This is a genomic window from Streptomyces sp. NPDC033216, assembly GCF_055577115.1.
On sequence record NZ_JBVIQK010000007.1, the window covers coordinates 200,302 to 224,059 of the forward strand.

16 protein-coding genes are annotated in these 23,758 nt (G+C 69.7%); 11 read left to right on the forward strand and 5 right to left on the reverse strand.

Annotation, left to right across the window (positions count from 1 at the left end; translation table 11 throughout):
- Window positions 1–220 precede the first annotated feature (220 nt).
- Window positions 221–3,973, reverse strand: coding sequence for a GH92 family glycosyl hydrolase (locus tag ACZ5Y0_RS16400; RefSeq protein WP_469129430.1), 3,753 nt, complete (start codon window positions 3,971–3,973; stop codon window positions 221–223).
- Between the two features lie 478 nt (window positions 3,974–4,451).
- Between ACZ5Y0_RS16400 and ngcE the strand changes: the two genes are divergently transcribed.
- The 9 genes from ngcE (at window position 4,452) to ACZ5Y0_RS16445 (ending at window position 16,749) form a co-directional block, all read left to right on the forward strand.
- Entirely contained in the window at window positions 4,452–5,918 is a 1,467-nt protein-coding gene (gene ngcE, locus ACZ5Y0_RS16405) for an N-acetylglucosamine/diacetylchitobiose ABC transporter substrate-binding protein (RefSeq protein WP_469129338.1), read from the forward strand.
- A gap of 28 nt (window positions 5,919–5,946) precedes the next feature.
- Window positions 5,947–6,873: a carbohydrate ABC transporter permease gene (locus ACZ5Y0_RS16410; RefSeq protein WP_469129339.1), complete on the forward strand. Its 927-nt coding sequence runs from the start codon at window positions 5,947–5,949 to the stop codon at window positions 6,871–6,873.
- A gap of 2 nt (window positions 6,874–6,875) precedes the next feature.
- Window positions 6,876–7,793, forward strand: coding sequence for a carbohydrate ABC transporter permease (locus tag ACZ5Y0_RS16415; protein WP_469129340.1), 918 nt, complete (start codon window positions 6,876–6,878; stop codon window positions 7,791–7,793).
- 217 nt (window positions 7,794–8,010) lie between these two features.
- Window positions 8,011–9,210, forward strand: coding sequence for an ROK family transcriptional regulator (locus ACZ5Y0_RS16420; RefSeq protein WP_469129431.1), 1,200 nt, complete (start codon window positions 8,011–8,013; stop codon window positions 9,208–9,210).
- A gap of 122 nt (window positions 9,211–9,332) precedes the next feature.
- Entirely contained in the window at window positions 9,333–10,424 is a 1,092-nt protein-coding gene (locus ACZ5Y0_RS16425; RefSeq protein WP_469129341.1) for a sugar ABC transporter substrate-binding protein, read from the forward strand.
- Between the two features lie 275 nt (window positions 10,425–10,699).
- Complete coding sequence (locus ACZ5Y0_RS16430) at window positions 10,700–11,491, forward strand: ATP-binding cassette domain-containing protein (protein ID WP_469129342.1); 792 nt, start codon at window positions 10,700–10,702, stop codon at window positions 11,489–11,491.
- Complete coding sequence (locus ACZ5Y0_RS16435; RefSeq protein ID WP_469129343.1) at window positions 11,488–12,834, forward strand: sugar ABC transporter permease; 1,347 nt, start codon at window positions 11,488–11,490, stop codon at window positions 12,832–12,834. The genes ACZ5Y0_RS16430 and ACZ5Y0_RS16435 overlap by 4 nt, the downstream gene beginning before the upstream one ends.
- 282 nt (window positions 12,835–13,116) lie before the next feature.
- Complete coding sequence (gene dxs / locus ACZ5Y0_RS16440) at window positions 13,117–15,036, forward strand: 1-deoxy-D-xylulose-5-phosphate synthase (RefSeq protein ID WP_469129344.1); 1,920 nt, start codon at window positions 13,117–13,119, stop codon at window positions 15,034–15,036.
- A 192-nt stretch (window positions 15,037–15,228) separates the two neighbouring features.
- A complete protein-coding gene (locus tag ACZ5Y0_RS16445) occupies window positions 15,229–16,749 on the forward strand; it encodes an amino acid permease (RefSeq protein WP_469129345.1) in 1,521 nt (506 codons plus the stop codon).
- 139 nt (window positions 16,750–16,888) lie between these two features.
- Here ACZ5Y0_RS16445 and ACZ5Y0_RS16450 read toward each other — a convergent pair whose 3' ends face one another.
- On the reverse strand, window positions 16,889–17,263 hold the full coding sequence (locus tag ACZ5Y0_RS16450) for a PIN domain-containing protein (RefSeq protein ID WP_469129346.1): 375 nt from the start codon (window positions 17,261–17,263) through the stop codon (window positions 16,889–16,891).
- A 106-nt stretch (window positions 17,264–17,369) separates the two neighbouring features.
- Between ACZ5Y0_RS16450 and ACZ5Y0_RS16455 the strand changes: the two genes are divergently transcribed.
- Complete coding sequence (locus ACZ5Y0_RS16455) at window positions 17,370–18,386, forward strand: hypothetical protein (protein ID WP_469129347.1); 1,017 nt, start codon at window positions 17,370–17,372, stop codon at window positions 18,384–18,386.
- 113 nt (window positions 18,387–18,499) lie between these two features.
- On the opposite strand, the gene ACZ5Y0_RS16460 is transcribed toward ACZ5Y0_RS16455, so the two are convergent.
- On the reverse strand, window positions 18,500–20,629 hold the full coding sequence (locus ACZ5Y0_RS16460) for a 3-hydroxyacyl-CoA dehydrogenase NAD-binding domain-containing protein (protein WP_469129348.1): 2,130 nt from the start codon (window positions 20,627–20,629) through the stop codon (window positions 18,500–18,502).
- Entirely contained in the window at window positions 20,626–21,843 is a 1,218-nt protein-coding gene (locus ACZ5Y0_RS16465; RefSeq protein ID WP_469129349.1) for a thiolase family protein, read from the reverse strand. Before ACZ5Y0_RS16465 ends, ACZ5Y0_RS16460 begins: the two co-directional genes overlap by 4 nt.
- A 195-nt stretch (window positions 21,844–22,038) precedes the next feature.
- On the opposite strand from ACZ5Y0_RS16465, the gene ACZ5Y0_RS16470 reads away from it, so the two are divergent.
- Complete coding sequence (locus ACZ5Y0_RS16470) at window positions 22,039–22,185, forward strand: hypothetical protein (protein ID WP_469129437.1); 147 nt, start codon at window positions 22,039–22,041, stop codon at window positions 22,183–22,185.
- Between the two features lie 82 nt (window positions 22,186–22,267).
- On the opposite strand, the gene ACZ5Y0_RS16475 is transcribed toward ACZ5Y0_RS16470, so the two are convergent.
- On the reverse strand, window positions 22,268–23,665 hold the full coding sequence (locus ACZ5Y0_RS16475; RefSeq protein WP_469129350.1) for a ribonuclease D: 1,398 nt from the start codon (window positions 23,663–23,665) through the stop codon (window positions 22,268–22,270).
- Window positions 23,666–23,758: the final 93 nt, after the last annotated feature.

Genomic DNA, 23,758 nt, shown 5'->3' on the forward strand with positions numbered 1-23,758 from the left:
CACGGCGACGCGTGCGTCTCCTCGGGGCAACCGTTCGCCGGTCTGCTTCCCCTACCGGTTGAACGCCGTGCACGCGCCGCCCGGCGGGCGGACGGTGTCGCGCGAGCCGAGCGCCGAAGGGGGCGGGCGCGTGCGCGGGCGAAGGAGACGCCCTCGACGGGGAGGAGCGTACGGAGTCAGCGACGACGGCGTACACCTGGTACGTGCCGTCGTTTTCCGATCACGACAACAGCTCGACTTCCGTGACCGCGGCCCGGCCGTCGAAGGTCAGCCGGTAGTGCCGGTACGAGCCCGGGCGTGCGATCGAGAACGCCCGGGTCTGCCGGTCCCAGCGGAACGACTCGCCGGAGCGGCGGTCCAGGTCGGTCCAGGTCACGCCGTCGGTCGAGCCCTGAAGTGTCCAGGCCGTCGGTGCGTCGGCCTGCCCGGAGGAGGTGAGCGTGTACTGGACGGCCCTCTCGGCGGTGCCGACCGGCAGTTCCACCGCACCCGACACCTCGGTCCCCGTCGCCGACGTGTCGTCGAACAGGGCGCCACCGCCCGCGAGTACGTCCGCGCGCGGGACCGGCACCTTGTCGTCCTTGGTGATGGACACCGGTGCGGCGCCCTTCCCGCTGCCCCACGCCGAGGGTCGGGGGCCCATGTCGAAGTCGAGGACCGCGCCCTTCGCGAGCAGCGAGTGGGGGAGGGAAGTCGACGTCCAGGGACGGCCGTTGACCCTGAGGCCCTGTACGTAGACGTTCCGGGCGCTGTTCCTCGGAGCCCGGATCACCAGGTCCTCGCCGTTCTCCAGGTGGACGGTGGCCTTCTTGAACAGCGGGGAGCCGACCGCGTACTCGCCGCTGCCCATCACCAGCGGGTAGAAGCCGAGCGCGGAGAAGAGGTACCAGGCCGACTGCTCGCCGTTGTCCTCGTCGCCGTGGTAGCCCTGCCCGATCGCGCTCCCGGTGTACAGCCGGGCCAGTGCCTCGCGCACCCTGGCCTGCGCCTTCCAGGGCTGCCCGGCCGCGTCGTACATGTAGATGGCGTGGTGGGCCACCTGGTTGGAGTGCCCGTACATGCCCATCCGCACATCCCGTGCCTCCGTCATCTCGTGGATGACGCCGCCGTAGGAGCCCACGAACTCGGGGGAGGCGGTCTCCGGGGTCGCGAAATAGGTGTCGAGCTTCTGCCCCAGGCCGTCGCGGCCACCGTAGAGGTTGGCCAGGCCGCGGCTGTCCTGCGGGGCGGTGAAGGCGTAACCCCAGCCGTTCGTCTCGGTGTAGTCGTATCCCCACACGCGGGGGTCGTAGGTCGACGACTCCACCCGCCAGTCGCCCTTGGCGTCCCGGCCCTGGAAGAAGCCGGCTGCCGCATCAAACAGGTGCACATAGCCCTGCGCGCGATTGAGGAAGTACTCCGACTCCTCCTTGTAGCGTTTCTCGCCCGTCCTCCGGAACAGCTCCTGTCCCATCCGGGCGATCCCGTAGTCGTTGAGGTAGCCCTCCAGCGCCCAGGACAGGCCCTCGTGGGTCTCCGTGCCGGTGTAGCCGAGGAAGGGCGAGGTCGCCATGCCCTTGCGCCCCACGCCTGAGGACGGGGGCACGACCGTCGCGTTCTTCACCGCCGCGTCGTACGCCGACTTCGCGTCCAGGCCGACGCCCTTGACGTACGCGTCCGCGAACGCGACGTCCGAGGAGGTGCCGGTCATCAGGTCGGCGTACCCCGGGGACGACCAGCGCGAGGTCCAGCCGCCGTCCTTGTACTGCTGCACGAACCCGTCCGCCAACTCGCCCGCCCGCTTCGGCGTCAGGAGCGAGTACGCCGGCCAGGTCGTCCGATAGGTGTCCCAGAAACCGTTGTTGACGTACACCTTGCCGTCCACGATCTTCGCGCCGGTGTGCGTCGGGGTGTCCGGCCCCGGCATCGGCGAGAAGGGCGAGGCGTACTTGTGCGTCGAACCGACCTTCTCGAAACCCGAGTTGGGGTACAGGTACAGCCGGTACAGGTTGGAGTACAGCGTCGTCAGCTGGTCCGAGGTGGCGCCCTCGACCTCCACCGTGCCGAGGAGCCGGTCCCACTGCCGCTGGGCGCGCCGCTGGACCGTCTCGAAGGCGGTCCCCTCCGGAATCTCCTGACGCAGGTTGTCCCGGGCCTGGTCGACGCCGATCAGGGAGGTCGCCAGACGCAGGGTGACCGAGCGGTCGTGGCCCGCGTCGAACCGCAGGTACCCCTTGACCCCGCTCGAGGATCCGTCCGTCACCGGCGCGTCGAACTCGCCGTACACGAACAGCCGGGTGGCGCCCGTGGACAGCCCCGACTTCACGTCTGAGTAGCCGGTCACCACGCCGTTCTCGGCGTCGAGCGTCAGGCCGGCCTGGTCGGTGACGTTGTCGAAGACGACGCTCGCGTCCTCACCCGGATAGGTGAAACGCAACGCCGCCGCGTGATCGGTCGGCGCCATCTCCGCCCTGAGCCCGTTCTCGAACCGCACGCCGTAGTAGTACGGCCGGGCCGTCTCGTTCGCGTGCCGGAACGGCAGGGCCCGCGCCGTCCGACCGGTGTCCGGAACGCCGGCCGCCGCCGACGGCATCACCTGGAACGTCTGACGGTCACCCATCCACGGACTCGGCTCGTGGCTCGCGCTGAACGCCTGGATCGTGGGCAGGTTGTCGGCGTTGTTCGCACGGGAGTAGTCGTACAGCCAGCCCAGGGTGGAGGCGTTGGTCACCGGGGTCCAGAAGTTGAATCCGTGCGGCACCGCGGTCGCCGGGAAGGTGTTGCCACGCGAGAAGCTCCCGCTGGAGTTGGTGCCGCGGGTGGTCACCGCGTAGTCCGACGGGTGCGCCTTCGGGACCTCGGGCGCGGCCGTGCGCAGCGCGATGTCGTCCACCCAGCCCCGGAACCGCGCGGGCCCACCGGGGGAGTCGTACGCGACGAGGATCCGGTCGACCGTCTTCCCGGCGGCCACCGAGCCGACCCCCGCGACCACGTCGTTCCACTGGTTGACGTACAGCGACTTGGCCGCGCCCTGCCCGCGCGGTGACAGCGCGAAGCCGTACTGGTCGGTCGCCCCGAGCCCGCTCAGGTACGTCCCGTCCGTGAACGCCAGATCCACCGAGACGTTCGTCGCCGCGTAGTCCAGGTCCCCCTCGGCCATCGCCGGGAAGATCCGGTACGCGAGCCGGGTGCGCGAGGAGACCCGCACGTTCACGTCGAAGACCTTGTTGTACGAGTAGCCGGGGCCCTCGGCGGTGTGCCGCCCGGCGTAGCGCAGCGCGCGCAGCCCCGTGAAGCCGGCCCGCGCCCTGGCGGTGGGGGAACCGCTCGGCCCGCGGTCGACGACGGTCAGCATGTCCGGCGGAACGGGATCACCGTCGCCACCGGTGCCGAACCGCACATCGGCGAGCTGGAGGATCCCGGCACCGTGGTTCTTCGTGACCTCCAGCCGGAAGTGCCGGTAGGAGGCCGGGGCGCCGAGCGGGTACGTCTTCGTCTGCAACCGCTTGTCGAAGGTCTCCCCGGAGCGGCTGTCGACGGTCGTCCAGTCGGTGCCGTCCGCCGAGCCCTTCAGAGTCCAGTCCGCGGGGTCGCGCCCGGCGGCGTCGTTGGCGGAGGTCAGCGCGTAGGCGGTGACCGCCGCCGGCTCCGGCAGGTCGAACTCCACCCAGCCGCTGGGCTCGAAGGCCAGCCACTTGGTGCCCGCCTCGCCGTCGACGAGGTTCTCCTTCACCTCGCCGCCGGCCGTGTTCTCCGCACTCGCCCGGACGTCCGTGATGCGGTCGGTCACATCACCGGGGAGTCCGCCGCCGTAGCCGCCGTCGACCCCCGACGCCCGTTTGCCGCCGCCCGGCACCGACTCGACGGTGCTCCGCCAGTCGGGAGCGCGATCGTCGTTCTCGAACGAGGAGGTGAACTCCCGGTCGGCCGCCGGTCCTCGGTCCGGCCCCCGGTCCGGCAGGCCGACAGCCGCCCCCGGAGTGCCCGCCGCCATGACGAGAGCGGCCGTGCACACGACCGCCCGTCTCCATCCGATCCACCTCGACCGAACCTCGAAAAGCTGCATCCGCGAGCACCCTCCCTGCGCCGGACAACGTTGTCCTCATCGGCGCGCAGAAATCAGTAGGTGGCCAAGTGGCGAGGGATGTCAAGGATGTTGACCGCGCCACCCGAGTCCTGCGAAGTGACCTCCGCGGGTCCCGTGAGGCGTCCGTCGTGGGCCCGCCCCGAGTCCTCCGCGGGCTCGAGTCCGGCGATTTTCCGGCCTACCGGTCACGGCGCGTGGGTATTTCCGCCAGGTCTCAACTCGGAAAAGACCCATGGCCAACCTTGCATTCGATCTTGTCCGGTGGCGGGAAGTGGACTATACCTGTCGGCGATTCACCCGTCCGCACGACCCTGCTTGACCTGACCGCGGTGCCGGGAAGGATCCGGTTCACCGCCTGAGTCCTGGAGAAGGCGAGGACTTGAGCATGGGATCCACTTCTGCGTCCGATTCGGCCGAGAACCGCGTTGCGAAAGATGTCGGCCGCCGTGATGTGATCAAGAGATCGGCCGCACTCGGACTGATCGCCGTCCCCACGGTGGGTTTCCTCTCCGCCTGTGCCAGCAGCGGGGGTGACGGCGACGGGGACAAGCCCGAGGCCGGCAGGAAGACCGAGAAGAACCCGCTCGGCGTGAATGACACGGCCCAGATGGAATTCGTCCTGTTCGACGGCGGTTTCGGCAAGGAGTACGCCGAGGACGCCGTGAAGATCTACGAACAGAAGTTCCCGAAGGCCAAGGTGAAGTTCTCGGCCACCCAGAAGATCCAGTCCACCCTCCAGCCCCGCTTCAACCAGGGCACCCCGCCCGACCTCATCGACAACTCCGGCGCCGAGCAGATGGACATGGGCGTCCTGGTCGGCAAGAACCAGTTGGCCGACCTGACCTCGCTGCTGGACGCCCCGTCCTACGACGACCCGGCGAAGAAGGTCCGCGACACGCTGCGCCCCGGCATCGTGGAGATGGGCCAGTTCGACGGCGACCCGGTGTGGATCATGTACTACGCCTACACGGTGTACGGCGTCTGGTACTCGCAGAAGGCCCTCGACTCGCTGGACGCCACGTACCCCGAGACCTGGGACGAGATGCTCGCGGTCTGCGAGAAGGCCAAGAAGAAGGGCATGGCGGGCTGGACGTACGCGGGCAAGTACCCGTACTACGTGCCGTTCTCGCTGTACCCGATGATCGGCAAGGTCGGCGGCCGCGAAGTCCTCGACGCCATCGACAACCTGGAGCCGAACGCCTGGAAGCACCCGGCGGTCAAGGCGTGCTTCGACGCCTACTACGAGCTGTACAAGAAGGGTTACATCCTCCGCGGCACCCCCGGTCTGGACCACATCCAGTCGCAGACCGCGTGGGCCAAGGGCAAGGCGCTGTTCATCCCCAACGGCTCCTGGGTGGAGAACGAGTCGGCGAACGTCATCCCCGCCGACTTCGACCTCGCCGTCTCCGCGCCCACCGGTCTCGACAGCTCGGACAAGCTGCCGTTCGGCACCATCTGGGCGTCCGGCGGTGAGCCGTTCGTCGTCCCGGCCAAGGCGAAGAACCCGGCCGGCGGCATGGAGCAGTTGCGCATCATGCTCAGCGAGGCGTCCTCGAAGAACTTCACCACCAAGGTCAAGTCGCTGACCGCGTACAACGGCGGCACCGACGGCATCTCGCTCACCCCCGGCCTCAAGTCGGGTGTCGCCGCCCTGGACAAGGCGGGCCAGAACGTGGTGAATCCGCGAATCCAGGACTGGTACGTGCAGTTGCAGAAGGAGAAGATCGGGGTCTCGGGCCTCGGCGAGATGATGGCCGGCCGGCTCACCCCGGCGGAGGCGATCAAGAAGATCCAGGCTTACGCCGACGAGGCGGCCAAGGACTCCTCGATCAAGCACTACAAGCACCAGTGACCGGCATTATCACGACACCGGAGTGGCGATGCAGCACGGCAAGTACCGGTTCATCGTGGGGTTCCTGGCGCTGCCCCTGGGACTGTACGCGCTCTTCGTGGTGTGGCCGTTCATCCAGTCCATCTACTACTCGTTCACGGACTGGACCGGTCTGAGCCCCGAGTTCGAGATGGTCGGCGTGGACAATTACCGGAGGATGCTGGACGACGAGATCTTCTGGAAGTCCTTGCAGCACAGCTTGATGTTCGCGGTCGTGCTGCCGCTGGTGACGATCGGTCTGGCGCTGTTCTTCGCCTTCATGATCAATGTGGGTGGACGGAAGAGGAGGGGCGGCCCGGTCATTTCCGGCGTCCGCGGCTCGTCCTTCTACAAGATCGTGTATTTCTTTCCGCAGGTGCTGTCGATCGCCATCGTGGCCCTGTTGTTCGCCTTCGCCTACAACCCCGACAGCGGCGCCATCAACTCGTTGCTGCGGGGCATCGGCCTGGACGGCGTGCAACCGCTGTGGCTGGGCGACCCCGGTCTGGCGCTGTGGTGCGTGATGGCGGTGCTCGTCTGGTCCACGGTCGGCTTCTTCGTGGTGCTGTTCTCCGCGGGCATGGCGTCGATCCCGGCGGACCTGTACGAGGCGGCACTGCTCGACGGCGCCGGCCGGGCGACCACGTTCTTCCGCATCACCCTGCCGCTGCTGTGGGACACCGTGCAGTCCGGCTGGGTCTACATGGGCATCCTCGCGCTCGGCGCGGAGTCGTTCGCGGTCGTCCAGATCATGACGACCGGGCCGGGCGGCCCCGACTACTCGACCACCGTCATGGTCCTCTACGTGTACCAGAAGGCGTTCCGTGACGGTCAGGCCGCCTACGCCACCACTGTCGGAGTCGCCCTGCTCGTCGTGACGCTGGCCTTCGCCGCGCTGGTGATGCGGCTGGGCCGGCGCGAGCGGCTGGAGTACTGATCATGAGCATCGAGAAGACCGCAGAACCTCCGGCGCCCGTTCGGGTCACGAAGGCGGACGCGCCGGGGGCCGGCGCTCCGCCCCCGCCGAAGAAGGAGGGGCAGGTCCTCAACGCCTTCTCGCACGGCATCCTCGTCCTGTGGGCGGTGATGGTCGTGCTGCCGCTGCTGTGGGCGGTGATGACCTCCTTCAAGGACGACAGCTCCATCTTCGGATCGCCCTGGTCGCTGCCCGACACGCTGCACCTGGACAACTGGTCGCGGGCCTGGACCGAGGCCAACATGAGCGACTACTTCCTCAACACCGTTCTGGTGGTGGGGGGTTCGCTCATCGGAACCCTGGTGCTCGGCTCGATGGCGGCGTACGTCCTGGCCCGGTTCGACTTCCCCGGGAACCGTTTCGTCTACTACCTGTTCGTCGGCGGCATGAGTTTTCCGATCATGCTCGCGCTGGTCCCGCTGTTCTACGTGGTGAACAACATGGGTTTGCTGAACACCATCCACGGCCTGGTCCTGGTCTACATCGCCTACTCGCTGCCGTTCACGGTGTTCTTCCTGACGGCGTTCTTCCGCACACTGCCCTCGTCGGTGGCGGAGGCGGCGTGCGTCGACGGCGCCTCCCACAGCCGTACGTTCTTCCAGATCATGCTGCCGATGGCCAAGCCCGGCCTGATCAGTGTGGGGATCTTCAACTTCCTGGGCCAGTGGAACCAGTACATGCTCCCCACGGTCCTCAACACCGACCCCGACAAGCGCGTCCTCACCCAGGGACTGGTCCAGCTGGCCGTCAGCCAGGGCTACAAGGGTGACTGGTCGGGTCTCTTCGCGGGCCTGGTGATGGCGATGCTGCCGGTGCTCGCCGCGTACATCGTCTTCCAGCGGCAGGTCGTGCAGGGGCTGACCGCGGGGGCGCTGAAGTAGCCCCCTCCACTTGATCACTTGGACGCCGCGGTAGCACTCCGCAGCCACTCGGACGCGTGCCGTTCCCTCCTTGGGGAACGGCACCGTTCGGTGTGTGCACGAACGCGATTAGTGTTCAACCTCTTGACGGGAGGCGACCCGAACAGCTCAGCTTAGAGTTCACTAGTTGGACATAGACGGGGCCTCATTGAAGCGGTCCCGCGCGCAGGAGGTCGTCGTGGAGACTCCGGGGTCGCAGTCGTCGCTGCACCGAGCCAACCTGGAGCGAGTCGTACGCGCCGTGCGTCTGGCCGGGTCCCTCACGCAGGCGGAGATCGCCCGGTCGACCGGCTTGTCCGCGGCGACCGTATCCAACATCGTGCGTGAGCTGAAGGACGGCGGGACCGTCGAGGTCACGCCCACTTCGGCGGGCGGCCGCAGGGCCCGCAGCGTCAGCCTGAGCGGGGACGCCGGCATCGTCATCGGGGTGGATTTCGGTCATACGCACCTGCGGGTCGCCGTAGGCAATCTCGCCCATCAGGTGCTGGCCGAGGAGTCCGAGCCGCTGGATGTGGACGCCTCCTCGACGCAGGGCTTCGACCGGGCGGAACAGCTGGTCAGCCGCCTGATCGAGGCCACCGGCGTGGACCGTTCGAAGATCGCCGGAGTGGGTCTCGGCGTCCCCGGTCCGATCGACGTGGAGTCCGGCACGCTCGGCTCGTCCGCGATCCTGCCCGGCTGGATCGGCACCAAGCCCGCCGAGGAGCTGCGGGGGCGGCTCGGCGTGACCGTGCACGTGGACAACGACGCCAACCTCGGCGCCCTCGGCGAGATGGTCTGGGGCAGCGGCCGAGGCGTTCGTGATCTTGCTTACATCAAGGTCGCGAGCGGCGTCGGCGCCGGCCTGGTGATCGACGGGAAGATCTACCGGGGCCCCGGCGGGACTGCGGGAGAAATCGGGCATATTACACTCGATGAGTCCGGCCCCGTCTGCCGCTGCGGAAACCGGGGCTGCCTGGAGACCTTCACGGCCGCCCGCTATGTGCTGCCGCTCCTCCAGTCCAGCCACGGCACGGACCTGACGATGGAGGGAGTCGTGCGACTGGCGAGGGACGGAGACCCGGGCTGCCGTCGGGTGATCGCCGACGTCGGCCGACACATCGGCAGTGGAGTCGCCAATCTCTGCAACCTGTTGAACCCGAGCCGGGTCGTCCTGGGCGGTGATCTCGCCGAGGCCGGTGAGCTGGTGCTCGGCCCGATCAGGGAGTCCGTCGGCCGCTACGCGATCCCCAGTGCGGCACGGCAACTCACCGTTTTCCCGGGGGCACTTGGCGGTCGCGCGGAGGTGCTCGGAGCGCTCGCTCTCGCACTCAGCGAGATGGGCGATTCGACCCTTTTGGACGGCACTCTGTCGGCCGCCGCACCTGCCTTCACTTAGAGAACGAATGACGCCGTTGCCATCTCGTTAAGTATTTACTTCTTGACGTCGCACGTGTGGCCGAGTTGACTTCCAGCCACCTCGGCCGCAGCGTTGCGGCCCTGTCAGGGAGGCACACCCCAATGAACGCAACGATGCGTAGAGTCGTGATCGGCGCCACCGCCGTTTCCATGGCCCTGTCGATTGCCGCGTGCGGCAAGGCGGGCGACGACGACTCCGACAGCAGCAGCTCCGACAACAAGTCCATCGGCCTGCTGCTCCCCGACAGCGTCACGGCGCGCTACGAGAAGTTCGACAAGCCGCTCTTCGAGGCCAAGGTCAAGGAGCTGTGCTCCGACTGCGACGTGCAGTACGCGAACGCCGCCGCCGACCCGGCCAAGCAGGCCCAGCAGATGAGCAGCATGGTCACCAAGGGCGTCAAGGTGATCGTCGTCTCCGCGCAGGACTCGGCCGCCATCAAGTCCTCCATCAAGTCCGCCGTGGACAAGGGCGTCAAGGTCGTCGCGTACGACCGCCTCGCGCAGGGTCCCGTCTCGGCCTACGTCTCCTTCGACAACGTCAAGGTCGGTGAGCTCCAGGGCCAGGCCCTGCTCGCCGCGCTCGGCTCCAAGGCCACCCCGACGGCGAACGTCGTCATGATCAACGGTGACGACGCCGACCCGAACGCCGGCCAGTTCAAGGAGGGCGCCCACAAGGCCCTCGACGGCAAGGTCAAGATCGCCTACGAGCAGTCCGGCCTGTGGAAGGACACCGTCGCCGCGCAGAAGATGTCCGCCGCGATCACGCAGCTGGGCGCGAAGAAGATCGTGGGCGTCTACGCCGCCAACGACGGCATGGCCGGTGGCATCGCCAACACCCTCAAGGGCGCGAAGATCAGCGGCATCCCGCTTACCGGCCAGGACGCGGAACTGGCGGGCATCCAGCGCATCGTCGCCGGCACCCAGTCCTCCACCGTCTACAAGGCCTTCAAGCCGGAGGCGGACGCCGCCGCCCAGCTCGCGGTCAACCTGCTCGAGGGCAAGGACATCAAGTCCCTCGCCACCCAGACCCTGACCAGCGGCTCCGGCGACAAGGTGCCCTCCCAGCTGCTGACCCCGGTGTCGGTCACCAAGGCCAACATCAAGGACACGGTGATCGCGGACAAGCTGTACACGGTCCAGGAGATCTGCACCGCCGAGTTCGCCGCCGCCTGCAAGGCCGCCGGCCTCCAGTAGCGGTACCGCGCGCTCCGCGCGCATCCGGTCCGGGCCCCCTGGGGCCCGGACCACCGGCCGCACAGCGGCCTCGTGAGACCCCTCCGACGCCCACCCCACCTTCACACCCCGCTGCCGGGGCGGGCGTCGGACGGAACCGTTGCCAAGTGCGGCGGACTCGCGCATGTTCATCTTGTAAACCTTGTGCGTCAACGCCCCGTACCCGTCGGCGTTGCGCACACCCTTCCGCGCCTGTCTCACGGCGCGGCATCCCCGCCGGTCAGGCGGCGAAGGAGATGGTTCACGTGTCCGCTACGCCCGTGCTGGCGTTGCGCGGAGTCTCCAAGCGATTCGGTGCGGTGCAGGCACTCACCGACGTCGAGCTGGAGGTCCACGCCGGAGAAGTGGTCGCCCTGGTGGGCGACAACGGCGCAGGAAAGTCCACCCTGGTCAAGACGATCGCGGGTGTCCACCCCATCGACGAGGGCGTCATCGAATGGGAGGGCAAGCCGGTCAGCATCACCAGGCCCCATGACGCGCAGGGCCTCGGCGTCGCGACGGTCTACCAGGACCTCGCCCTCTGCGACAACCTCGACGTGGTCGGCAATCTCTACCTCGGCCGCGAACTGCTGCGCCGCGGAGCCATCGACGAGGTGACGATGGAGAAGAACGCCCGCGAGCTGCTGTCCACCCTCTCCATCCGCATCCCGAGCGTGCGCATCCCGATCGCGAGCCTCTCCGGCGGTCAGCGCCAGGTCGTCGCCATCGCCCGCGCGCTGATCGGCGACCCGAAGGTCGTCATCCTCGACGAGCCCACCGCCGCCCTCGGTGTCGAGCAGACCGCGCAGGTCCTCGACCTGGTCGAGCGGCTGCGCGAGCGGGACCTCGGTGTCATCCTCATCAGCCACAACATGGCCGACGTCAAGGCGGTCGCCGACACCGTCGCCGTCCTGCGCCTGGGCAAGAACAACGGCTCCTTCCCCGTGAAGGACACCAGCCACGAAGAGATCATCGCCGCCATCACGGGTGCCACGGACAACGCCGTGACCCGTCGTGCGGGGCGTCGCACCGCGGAGGCGGCAAAGTGAGCGACACGTCCAAGACCGTGAAGAGCGACACCACCAAGACCGAGAAGGCCGAGGGCGTGGTGGAGGAGCAGAACACCGTCGCCCCCGCCGACGACCCCACGGCCGCACCGGTCACCGTCGTCGACCCGCGCCTGCTGGTCCGCGAAGAGGGCCTCAAGGGCTACGTCACCGAGTTCAAGCGCAAGGTCAAGGGCGGCGAGCTGGGCTCGCTGCCGGTGGTCATCGGGCTGATCGTCATCTGGACGATCTTCCAGTTCAAGAACGACCGGTTCCTGAGCGCCGAGAACCTCTCGAACATCAGCTTCTTCCTCTCGGCCACCGGCATGCTCGCCATCGGCCTGGTGTTCGTGCTGCTGCTCGGCGAGATCGACCTGTCGGTCGGGTCCGTCAGCGGTCTGGCGTCCGCGCTGTTCGCCGTGTTCGTGGTGGACCACTCCATGAACCCGTGGTTCTCCCTGCTCCTGACGATCCTCACCGGTATCGCCATCGGCGCCCTGCACGGATGGTTCTTCGCGAAGATCGGCGTACCGGCCTTCGTGGTGACCCTGGCCGGCCTGCTCGCCTGGAACGGTCTGATGCTGTGGCTGCTCGGTTCCAGCGGCACGATCAACCTGCCGTCGGACTCCGGGCCGATCCACCTGTTCGGCCAGAACTCCTTCTTCATGGACCAGGCCATCATCGGTGCGTACATCCTGGCCGGTCTCGCCGTCCTGCTGTCCCTGATCGGCAACTTCGGTGAGCAGCGTCGCCGCCGGGCGGCGGGCGTGCCGTTCCGCGCGACCGGCGAGATCCTGCTGCGCGTGGGCCTGCTCGCGGTCGCGGCGTTCGTGTCCGCCGCCGTGCTGAACAACGCGTCCGGTGTCTCCAACGCGTTGGTGATCTTCCTTGCGGCGTTGGTGATCGTGGACTTCGTGCTCCGTCGCACCACGTACGGCCGCAAGGTGTTCGCGGTCGGCGGTGGCATCGAGGCCGCCCGCCGTGCCGGTATCAACGTGCCGATGGTCCGGATCACCGTGTTCGCCATCTCCGGCGGCTTCGCCGCGGTCGGCGGCATGTTCTTCGCGGGTCAGACCGCGGGCGCGTCGCTGAGCGCCGGCGCCGGTGACACCCTGATGCTCGCCATCGCGGCGGCCGTCATCGGCGGCACCAGCCTCTTCGGCGGCCGCGGCACCGTCTGGTCCGCCCTCCTGGGCATGCTGGTCATCCAGTCCATCCGGACCGGCCTCGACCTGCTGAACATGAACACCTCGATCCAGTACATGATCACCGGTGGTGTCCTGCTCGGCGCGGTCGTCATCGACTCCGTGTCCCGCAGGAGCCAGATGGCCGCCGGTCGCGGCTAGTCCATGAGCTGGAGCGCCGTACGGGGCGCGGTGGGATGTGCGCGTGCCGGTCCTTCGTGGCCGGTCGCGTGATCCGCCGCGCTCCGGCGGTCCGCCGGCGGACCGCCTCGTGCCCGGCACCGCTCCCGGTGCCGGGCACAGCCGTGTCAGAGGAAGCCCGCATCCCGGTACGGCCGGTCCGTGACGCACGATTCACGGGGCGGGCGCCGACCGCCGGGGGGGAACATTAGACTCGACGAGCCCGGCAACAGCTCGATCAGCTCTACTCGCAAGGAGGCACGGGTGCCGCTGCTGACCCGCATCAGGGGACCGCGCGATCTGGACCGGCTCAGCCTGGAGGAGCTGGACCAGCTGGCAGGGGAGATCCGGACCTTCCTCGTCGACGCCGTGTCCAAGACCGGCGGCCACCTCGGGCCCAACCTCGGGGTGGTCGAGCTGACCATCGCCCTGCACCGGGTCTTCGAGTCCCCGAAGGACAAGGTCCTCTGGGACACCGGCCACCAGTCCTACGTGCACAAGCTGCTCACCGGCCGGCAGGACTTCTCCCGGCTGAAGATGAAGGACGGTCTGTCCGGCTACCCCTCGCAGGCCGAGTCCGACCACGACGTCATCGAGAACAGCCACGCCTCCACCGTGCTCGGCTGGGCCGACGGCATCGCCAAGGCCAACGAGATCCTGAAGCGGGACAGCCGCGTCGTGGCCGTCATCGGTGACGGTGCCCTGACCGGCGGCATGGCCTGGGAGGCGCTGAACAACATCGCCGAGGCCAAGGACCGCCCGCTCGTCATCGTCGTCAACGACAACGAGCGTTCCTACGCCCCCACCATCGGTGGCCTCGCCAACCACCTGGCGACCCTGCGCACGACCGACGGTTACGAGCGTTTCCTCGCCCGGACCAAGGAGATCCTCGATCGCACCCCGGTCGTCGGAAAGCCCCTCTTCGACACGCTGCACGGCGCCAAGAAGGGCCTGAAGGACTTCATCGCCCCGCAGGGCATGTTCGAGGATCTCGGCCTGAAGTACGTCGGCCCGATCGACGGCCACGACATCGAGGCCCTGGAGTCGGCGCTGGCCCGCGCCAAGCGCTTCGGCGGGCCCGTCATCGTGCACTGCCTCACCGAGAAGGGCCGCGGCTACCAGCCCGCCCTCCAGGACGAGGCCGACCGCTTCCACGCCGTGGGCAAGATCCACCCCGACACGGGTCTGCCGATCGCCAGCAGCGGCGCCGACTGGACCTCCGTGTTCGGCGAGGAGATGGTCAAGCTCGGCACCGAGCGCGAGGACATCGTCGCGATCACCGCGGCCATGCTCCAGCCGGTCGGCCTGGACAAGTTCGCCAAGGCCTTCCCCGAACGCGTCTACGACGTCGGCATCGCCGAGCAGCACGGCGCCGTCTCCGCGGCGGGTCTCGCCCACGCGGGCGTGCACCCCGTCTTCGCGGTCTACGCCACCTTCCTCAACCGCGCCTTCGACCAGGTCCTCATGGACGTCGCCCTGCACAGGTGCGGGGTCACCTTCGTGCTGGACCGGGCCGGAGTCACCGGCACCGACGGCGCCTCCCACAACGGCATGTGGGACATGTCGATCCTCCAGGTCGTGCCGGGCCTCAGGCTGGCCGCCCCGCGCGACGCGGACCAGGTGCGCGCCCAGCTGCGGGAAGCCGTCCAGGTCGACGACGCGCCGACCGTGGTGCGCTTCTCCAAGGGAGCCGTCGGACCCGCCGTACCGGCCGTGGGACGCGTCGGTGGCATGGACGTACTGCGGGAGCCGGGCACCGACCGGCCCGACGTGCTGCTCGTCTCCGTGGGCGCCCTCGCCCCGATGTGCCTGGAGATCGCCGCCCTCCTCGACCGGCAGGGCATCTCCACCACCGTCGTCGACCCGCGCTGGGTCAAGCCCGTCGACGAGGCCATGGCCCCGCTCGCGGAGCGCCACCGTGTCGTCGTCACCGTGGAGGACAACTCCCGCGTCGGCGGGGTGGGCTCCACGATCGCCCAGGCCCTGCGGGACGCCGGCGTCGACGTACCCCTGCGCGACTTCGGCATCCCGCCCCGCTTCCTCGACCACGCCTCCCGCGCCGAGGTCATGGCCGAGATCGGGCTGACCGCCCCCGACATCGCCCGCCAGGTCACCGGCCTGGTCTCCAGGCTCGACGGCCGGTACGACAGGGCGGCCGCCGAGGTCGAGGCCGCGCGCGACTGAGGGCACTCGCGCGCCACTGACGAGACCCGCGCGCGAGTGACGGGCTCTGTGCCGAAACGCCCGACCGGGCCGGTTTCACCGCTGGGAGAGTGGTGGAACCGGCCCATTTGCGTGAATGAGCCCGCGCCGGGGCATAGGCACTACGCCCCCTCTCGATCATGTCGGGGACGACACAGCGTGGGAGGTAAACCCGTGAGCAGCAGCCTCTTCCGGACGAAGAAGATCGAGCAGTCCATCCTCGACACCGAGGAACCGGAGCACGCGCTCAAGAAATCCTTGTCCGCGCTCGATCTGACCGTCTTCGGCGTCGGCGTCATCATCGGCACCGGCATCTTCGTCCTGACCGGCACGGTCGCCAAGAACAACGCCGGTCCCGCCGTCGCCCTGGCGTTCGTGGCGGCCGGCGTCGTCTGCGCGCTCGCCGCGCTCTGCTACGCCGAGTTCGCCTCCACCGTCCCGGTGGCCGGCTCCGCGTACACCTTCTCGTACGCCTCCCTCGGGGAACTGCCCGCCTGGACCATCGGCTGGGACCTGGTCCTGGAGTTCGCACTGGGCACGGCGGTGGTCGCGGTCGGCTGGTCCGGTTACATCGCCTCGCTGCTGGACAACGCCGGCTGGCATCTGCCGGCAGCCCTCAGCGGCCGGGACGGGGCCGACGGCTTCGGCTTCGACATCCTCGCCGCCGCGCTCGTCCTGGTCCTCACCGGCATCCTCGTCCTGGGCACCAAGCTCTCCGCGCGGGTCACCTCGGTCGTCGTCGCCATCAAGGTGACCGTCGTCCTCGTCGTGATCATCGCCGGCGCCTTCCTGATCAAGGGCGACAACTACGACCCGTTCATCCCGAAGGCGCAGGAGGTGCCGGCGGGTGACGGCCTCCAGTCCCCGCTCATCCAGCTCATGTTCGGGTGGGCGCCGTCCAACTTCGGCGTGATGGGCATCTTCACCGCCGCGTCCGTCGTCTTCTTCGCGTTCATCGGCTTCGACGTCGTCGCCACGGCCGCCGAGGAGACCAGGAACCCCCAGCGCGACATGCCCCGCGGCATCATCGGCTCCCTGATCATCTGCACCGCCCTGTACGTGGCGGTGTCGATCGTCGTGACCGGCATGCAGCACTACACCGAGCTGTCGGTCACCGCGCCCCTCGCCGACGCCTTCAAGGCCACCGGACACCCCTGGTACGCCGGCTTCATCAGCTTCGGCGCCGCCGTCGGCCTCACCACGGTCTGCATGATCCTGCTGCTCGGCCAGACCCGCGTCTTCTTCGCGATGAGCCGCGACGGGCTGCTGCCGCGGTTCTTCTCCCAGGTCCACCCGCGGTTCAAGACCCCGCACCGGCCGACCATCCTGCTCGGCGTGCTCATCGCCGTCCTGGCCGGTTTCACACCCCTGAGCGAACTCGCCGAACTGGTCAACATCGGCACGCTCTTCGCCTTCGTCGTCGTCGCCATCGGCGTGATCATCCTCCGCCGGACCCGTCCCGACCTGCACCGCGCCTTCCGCACCCCGTGGGTGCCGGCCCTGCCGATCCTCTCGGTGCTGGCCTCGCTGTGGCTGATGCTCAACCTGCCCGCCGAGACCTGGCTGCGTTTCGCGATCTGGATGGTGATCGGTTTCGTCGTCTACTTCCTGTACGGCCGCTCCCACAGCCTCCTGGGCCGCCGCGAGGAGCCCGTCGGCCGGGTGATCAAGCCGGACCCCGGCGAAGGCCGCTGACGACCCCGCACGGCCCCGCGTCTCCCGCCCCGGCGGTGACGCGGGGCCGTGCGCCGTTGTGCCGTGCCGCCGCGCGCCGTCGCCGCCGTCGAGCCGCGGTCTGTCCGCCCCCGAGGCCCGCCCTGGGCGCCGTCACCGCTCACGCCCGGACCGAGCGGGGCCCCGTCACGTCGGCGCCCAGCGCGGCGACCCGTCGGCGCAGTTCGCGGTCGGCCGTGACGACCAGGCGGGGGCGGTCAGCCGACCGGGCCACCAGGTCGACGATGTGGTCGTCACCGCTGCCGGGCGCGGACTCCACCCGGACACCGGAGACCGGCCCCACACCGCGTGCGGCGCCCTCGACGACGAGGACGACCTCCACCGGTCCGGAGTGCCCCGGCAGTCCGTCGGCGGCCAGCCGGTCCCGCAGCCGCTCCGCGGCACCCCGCCGGTCGCGCCACCACCCGTCGGGCACCGACCCCACGACGTTCGCGGCGTCGACGATCACGAGGAGCGGGCCGTTGTCGTCGTCCATGGCGCCCAGGGTGCCACGGGCGGCCGCCGCGGACGACGGCCCCGGACGACCGCTCGGACGTGCCCCACGCGCGGACGTGCGCAGAGGGCCGTCATACAGTGACCGGGTGAACGGCGAATGGCTCGTACGTGGCCGCGACGGGCGGCTCTGTGTCTACCTGACGTCGGACGACGCGGTCCTGTGCCGCGCGGAGCACACGCCCGGCGGCTCCTGGGCCCCACCCCGCAAGGTCGGCGGCGACCAGAAGGTGCACGCGGTCCTCGCGGTCGGCCGGGGCGACGACGCATACGCCCATCTGGTCTCCTGGCGGCCCACCGCGGCGGGCCAGGCGGGGCTGGTGCACTCCACCCACTTCCGGCCCCTGCTCGCCGCCCTCGACTGGGTCACGGCCGGCCACCCGAACACGAAGGGCGACCGCACCGGTGTCCCCGCCGTGGCCGTGGACGCCCAGGGGCGGGCACACGTCTTCGTGGCCCGCGCCGGCACCGGGCTCGGCATGGTCGCCCAGAAGGAGAAGGGCGGCTGGGACCCGTGGCGCGACCTGAAGGGGCCGGACGTCCAGGGAGCGCCGGTCGCGCTCGCGGGGGAGTCCGGGCGGGTCGAGGCGTACGCGGCCGTCCCCGGCGGCCTTCAGCACTGGCGGCAGGAGCAGCCGGGCACCCCGCCCGTCCTCGCGGAGTCGCTGGAGACGTCGGTCCGCCCCGGCACCCTGCGGGCCCTGTCCACCTCGCCGGACCACACCACGCTGTACTACACCGACGACTCGGGCGACCTGTGCGCCTGGCGCCCCGGCGGCAAGCCCGTCGCCCTGCTCGCCGCGGCGGGCCCCGGTCCGGTGGCCGCCGTACGCTGCGAACTCGACGGCCACGACTGCACGTTGCTGGCCCAGCGCTCGTCCAGCGGCAGGGTGGCCTTCGCGGCGTACCCGACCGAGGAGGAGGGCGCCGGCGCCTGGTGGACCGAGTCCGGACCCCAGCTGCCCGCCGACGCCGAGGTGGCCCTCGCCCGGGACCACGAGGACCGGGTGGTCGCGGTGACCCTGTCCCCGTCGACCGGCCGGCTCCTCCTCACCCGCCGCAAGAGCGAACCGGGGCTGGCGCTGACGGCGTGGCAGGAGGTCTGACCGGGCTCGGCCCGCCTGCGTGGCAGCCCGCCGCCGCATGTCCCCGGTGCCGCGGGCGCGGACACGAGGAGGGCCCCCGCCGACCGGCGGAGGCCCTCCTGCACGCCTGTGCGTTACGCCGGGATCGACGCCACGCCCGGAGCGAGGAACGTCTTGCCGTTCACCCGCTCCGACACACCCTCACGGTCCAGGTACGGCGTGATGCCGCCCAGGTGGAAGGGCCAGCCGGCACCGGTGATCAGGCAGAGGTCGATGTCCTGGGCCTCGGCGACGACGCCCTCGTCGAGCATGAGCCCGATCTCCTGCGCCACCGCGTCCAGGACGCGCGCCCGCACCTGCTCCTCGGTCAGGACGGTGTCGCCCTGCTTCAGCAGCGCGGCGACCTCCGGGTCCAGCTCGGGCTTGCCGCTGTCGTAGACGTAGAAGCCGCGCTTGCCCGCCTCGACGACCGCCTTGAGGTTCGGGGAGACCGTGAAACGGTCCGGGAACGCCCGGTTGAGCGTCTCCGAGACGTGCAGGCCGATCGCCGGGCCGACCAGCTCGAGGAGGACCAGCGGGGACATCGGCAGGCCGAGCGGTTCCACCGCCTTCTCCGCGACCTCGACGGGGGTGCCCTCGTCGATGACGTTCTGCACCTCACCCATGAAACGGGTCAGGATGCGGTTCACGACGAACGCCGGGGCGTCCTTCACCAGAACCGCCGTCTTCTTCAGCTTCTTGGCGACGGCGAAGGCGGTGGCCAGCGACGCGTCGTCGGTGGCCTCGCCGCGCACGATCTCCAGGAGCGGCAGGATCGCGACCGGGTTGAAGAAGTGGAAGCCCACGACCCGCTCGGGATTCTTCAGCTTCGACGCCATCTCGGTGACCGAGAGGGACGAGGTGTTGGTGGCGAGGATCGCGTGCGCCGGGGCGACCGCCTCGACCTCCGCGAACACCTGCTGCTTGACGCCGATCTCCTCGAAGACGGCTTCGATGATGAAGTCCGCGTCCGCGAAGCCCTCGGCCTTGTCCAGCACACCGGTCACCAGTGCCCTGAGGCGGTTGGCCTTGTCCTGGTTGATGCGGCCCTTGCCGAGCAGCTTGTCGATCTCGGCGTGGACGTAGCCCACGCCCTTGTCGACGCGCTCCTGGTCGATGTCGGTCAGCACGACCGGCACCTCCAGTCGGCGCAGGAACAGCAGGGCGAGCTGCGAGGCCATCAGGCCCGCGCCCACGACGCCGACCTTGGTGACCGGGCGGGCCAGGTTCTTGTCGGGGGCGCCGGCGGGGCGCTTGCCGCGCTTCTGCACCAGGTTGAACGCGTAGATACCGGCACGCAGTTCGCCACCCATGATCAGGTCGGCGAGGGCCTGGTCCTCGGCGTCGTAGCCCTGCTGGAGGTCGCCGTTCTTGGCGGCGGCGATGATGTCGAGGGCGCGGTAGGCGGCCGGGGCGGCGCCGTGCACCTTGCTGTCCGCGATGAAGCGGCCCTTGGCGACGGCCCGGTCCCAGGCCTCGCCGCGGTCGATCACGGGACGGTCGACGACGATCTCGCCCTTGAGGACGGCCGCCGTCCAGATCAGCGACTGCTCCAGGAAGTCCGCGCCCTCGAACAGGGCGTCGGCGATCCCCAGTTCGTAGACCTGGGCGCCCTTGAGCTGCTTGTTCTGGTTGAGCGAGTTCTCGATGATCACCGAGACGGCCTTCTCGGCACCGATCAGGTTCGGCAGCAGGGTGCAGCCGCCCCAGCCGGGGACCAGACCGAGGAAGACCTCGGGCAGCGAGAAGGCGGGCAGGGCCGCGGACACCGTGCGGTAGGTGCAGTGCAGACCGACCTCGACGCCGCCGCCCATGGCCGCGCCGTTGTAGTACGCGAAGGTCGGCACCGCCAGGCCGGAGAGGCGCTTGAAGACCTCGTGGCCGCCCTTGCCGATGGCGAGCGCGTGCTCGTGCTCCTTCAGCAGCTCGACGCCCTTGAGGTCGGCGCCGACCGCGAAGATGAACGGCTTGCCGGTGACGCCGACACCGACGATCTCGCCGGCCGCGGCCTCCTTCTCGACCTGGTCGATGGCGGTGTTCAGGTTCGCCAGCGACTGCGGGCCGAAGGTGGTCGGCTTGGTGTGGTCCAGGCCGTTGTCGAGGGTGATCAGGGCGAAGCGCCCGGCACCCTGCGGCAGGTCGAAGTGGCGTACGTGCGCCGACGTGACGACCTCGTCCGGGAACAGCTCGGCCGCACCCTTCAGCAGCTCAGCGGTGGTGCTCACTTGTCCCCCTCGAAGTGCGGGTTCTCCCAGATGACCGTCGCGCCCATGCCGAAGCCGACGCACATGGTGGTCAGGCCGTAGCGGACGTGCGGCTGCTCCTCGAACTGGCGGGCCAGCTGCGTCATCAGACGGACGCCGGAGGAGGCCAGCGGGTGGCCGAAGGCGATGGCGCCGCCGTACTGGTTGACGCGCTCGTCGTCGTCCGCGATGCCGTAGTGGTCCAGGAACGCCAGGACCTGGACGGCGAAGGCCTCGTTGATCTCGAAGAGACCGATGTCGGAGATCGACAGACCCGCCTGCGCGAGGGCCTTCTCCGTGGCCGGGATCGGGCCGTAGCCCATCACCTCCGGCTCGACGCCCGCGAAGGCGTAGGAGACCAGACGCATCTTGACCGGCAGGCCGTTCTCGCGCGCGAAGTCCTCGGAAGCGATGAGGGAAGCGGTCGCGCCGTCGTTCAGACCGGCCGCGTTGCCGGCGGTGACCCGGCCGTGCACACGGAACGGGGTCTTCAGCCCGGAGAGGTTCTCCAGGGTCGTTCCCGGACGCATCGGCTCGTCGGCGGTGACCAGGCCCCAGCCCGTCTCGCCGGCCTCGGGGCTCGTACGGCGCACGGAAACCGGCACCAGGTCGGCCTGGATCTTGCCGTTGGCGTAGGCCTTGGCGGCCTTCTCCTGCGAGCGCACCGCGTACTCGTCGGCGCGCAGCTTGGTGATCTGCGGGTACCGGTCGTGCAGGTTCTCCGCGGTCATGCCCATGAAGAGGGCGGACTCGTCGACCAGCTTCTCGCTCACGAACCGGGGGTTCGGGTCGACGCCCTCGCCCATCGGGTGGCGGCCCATGTGCTCGACACCGCCGGCGATGGCGATGTCGTAGGCGCCGAAGGCGACGGAGCCGGCGACCGTGGTGACGGCCGTCAGGGCGCCCGCGCACATGCGGTCGATGGAGTAACCGGGCACGGAGGTCGGCAGGCCGGCCAGGATGCCGGCGGTGCGGCCGATGGTCAGGCCCTGGTCGCCGATCTGCGTCGTCGCGGCGATGGCGACCTCGTCGACCTTCTTCGGGTCGAGACCGGGGTTGCGGCGCAGCAGCTCCCGGATCGCCTTCACGACGAGGTCGTCGGCACGGGTCTCGTGGTAGATGCCCTTCGGGCCCGCCTTGCCGAACGGGGTACGGACGCCGTCTACGAAGACGACGTCCCTGACGGTACGAGGCACGATGGCTCTCCTCCAGGTGCGGGGTGGCACTGCTGCGTTGCGCAAGCGCTGAGCGCGCGCTCAGAACCCATGCTACTTGTGGGTAACGTAGCTGCACAGCCCTACCGGGTGGAGCGGTGAATGTCACACGCGCGGCGGAGCGTCGAGCCCCGCCTTCCGCGGGCCCTTTCCTCCACCCGTCCACAAGATCTTGGCGTGAACTCGACGTCGCTGTTGCGCTTCAGGGGCCCCTGCGCGGCCCCTGGGAGGACGATCTCGGCAGGAGCGGTCCTCGTCTTCCTGCCGGCATCGATCGTCCTCCTGACCCTGTGGAACACCTGCAACGGTTCACGCGAGCGCTGACCCGGTGATGCCCCGAGCGCGGAAACGGCGCGAGTGACCGCCGGGGCCGGCGACCGCCGTATGACAGCGATGTCCACGGCGGCTAGGCCGGCCTCCGGGAATCCGTCTCCCCCGCGGCGGTCCCCAGCGCGCCGCTCTCGGGTGCGCCCGCCCCCTGCGCACCGCTCTCCCGCGTACCGCCTGCCTGCGGGCCCGTCCCCTTCGCCGACAGCGCCGCCACCAGCACCGGCGTCACCTGCTCCACCTGCCAGGGGCGTGCGCCGAGGGCCGTGAGCGCCGACGCGATCGACGCCGTGTCGACCGGCTGGGGCGGCTCCCAGCAGACCCGCCGGACGGTGTCGGGAGAGATCAGGTTCTCCTGCGGCATGTTCAGTTCCTCGGCCACCGCCGAGATGGCCGACCTCGCCGCAGAGAGGCGGGCGGCGGCCTCGGGATCCTTGTCCGCCCAGGCCCGCGGCGGCGGAGGCCCGACGACCGACTGCCCCGGCTGCGGCAGTTGCGACTCGCTCAGCGACTTGGCCCGGTCGACGGCCGCCTGCCACTGCTCGAGCTGGCGCCGGCTCATCCGGTGCCCGAAGCCGTTCAGCGCGGCCAGCGCGTGCACGTTGACCGGCAGGGCGAGCGCGGCTTCCACGATGGCCGCGTCCGACAGCACCTTGCCGGGGGAGACGTCCCGCCGCTGGGCGATCCGGTCCCGCGTCTGCCACAGCTCCCGCACCACACCGAGCTGACGGCGCCGACGCACCTTGTGCATGCCGGACGTACGGCGCCAGGGGTCCTTGCGGGGCTCGGGCGGCGGAGCGGAGGCGATCGCGTCGAACTCCTGCCAGGCCCAGTCCAGCTTGCCCTGTCGGTCCAGCTCCTTCTCCAGCGCGTCGCGCAGGTCGACGAGGAGTTCGACGTCCAGGGCGGCATAGCGCAGCCACGGCTCGGGCAGCGGACGGGTGGACCAGTCGACGGCGGAGTGCCCCTTCTCCAGGACGAAGCCGAGGACGCCCTCGACCATCGCGCCGAGGCCGACGCGGGGGAACCCGGCGAGTCGCCCGGCCAGCTCGGTGTCGAAGAGGCGGGTGGGCACCATGCCTATTTCCCGCAGACAGGGCAGGTCCTGGGTGGCCGCGTGCAGCACCCACTCCACGCTGGACAGCGCCTCGCCGAGCGCGGAGAGGTCGGGGCACGCGACGGGGTCGATCAGCGCGGTACCGGCGCCCTCACGGCGCAGCTGCACCAGATAGGCGCGCTGGCCGTAGCGGTAGCCGGAGGCGCGTTCGGCGTCCACGGCCACGGGGCCGGAGCCGGCGGCGAAGGCGGCGATCATCTCGGCGAGGGCGTCGTCGTCGGCGATCACGGGGGGAATGCCCTCGCGCGGTTCCAGCAGTGGTGTCGGCGCCCCGGTAGCAGTCGGTCCGTCGTCTTCCGGAGGGGCGCCCCCGGTGGTTCGCAGTGAGCTGGCTGCTGCGGTTTCTTGGGCGTCGGTCACCTGTCAAGGGTATCCGTGTGTGGGCGGGGGGGGGGGGGGGGGGGGGGCCTCCCCGGAGGACCCCAAGTCACCCCACACACCAACCTCCTACAA

What these genes read in the sequence shown, in the direction of transcription:
- ACZ5Y0_RS16400 (WP_469129430.1), bottom strand. Translation starts at nt 3,973, where the DNA reads ATGGCGGCGGGCACTCCGGGGGCGGCTGTCGGCCTGCCGGACCGGGGG.
- ngcE (WP_469129338.1), top strand. Translation starts at nt 4,452, where the DNA reads ATGGGATCCACTTCTGCGTCCGATTCGGCCGAGAACCGCGTTGCGAAA.
- ACZ5Y0_RS16410 (WP_469129339.1), top strand. Translation starts at nt 5,947, where the DNA reads ATGCAGCACGGCAAGTACCGGTTCATCGTGGGGTTCCTGGCGCTGCCC.
- ACZ5Y0_RS16415 (WP_469129340.1), top strand. Translation starts at nt 6,876, where the DNA reads ATGAGCATCGAGAAGACCGCAGAACCTCCGGCGCCCGTTCGGGTCACG.
- ACZ5Y0_RS16425 (WP_469129341.1), top strand. Translation starts at nt 9,333, where the DNA reads ATGAACGCAACGATGCGTAGAGTCGTGATCGGCGCCACCGCCGTTTCC.
- ACZ5Y0_RS16430 (WP_469129342.1), top strand. Translation starts at nt 10,700, where the DNA reads ATGGTTCACGTGTCCGCTACGCCCGTGCTGGCGTTGCGCGGAGTCTCC.
- ACZ5Y0_RS16450 (WP_469129346.1), bottom strand. Translation starts at nt 17,263, where the DNA reads ATGGACGACGACAACGGCCCGCTCCTCGTGATCGTCGACGCCGCGAAC.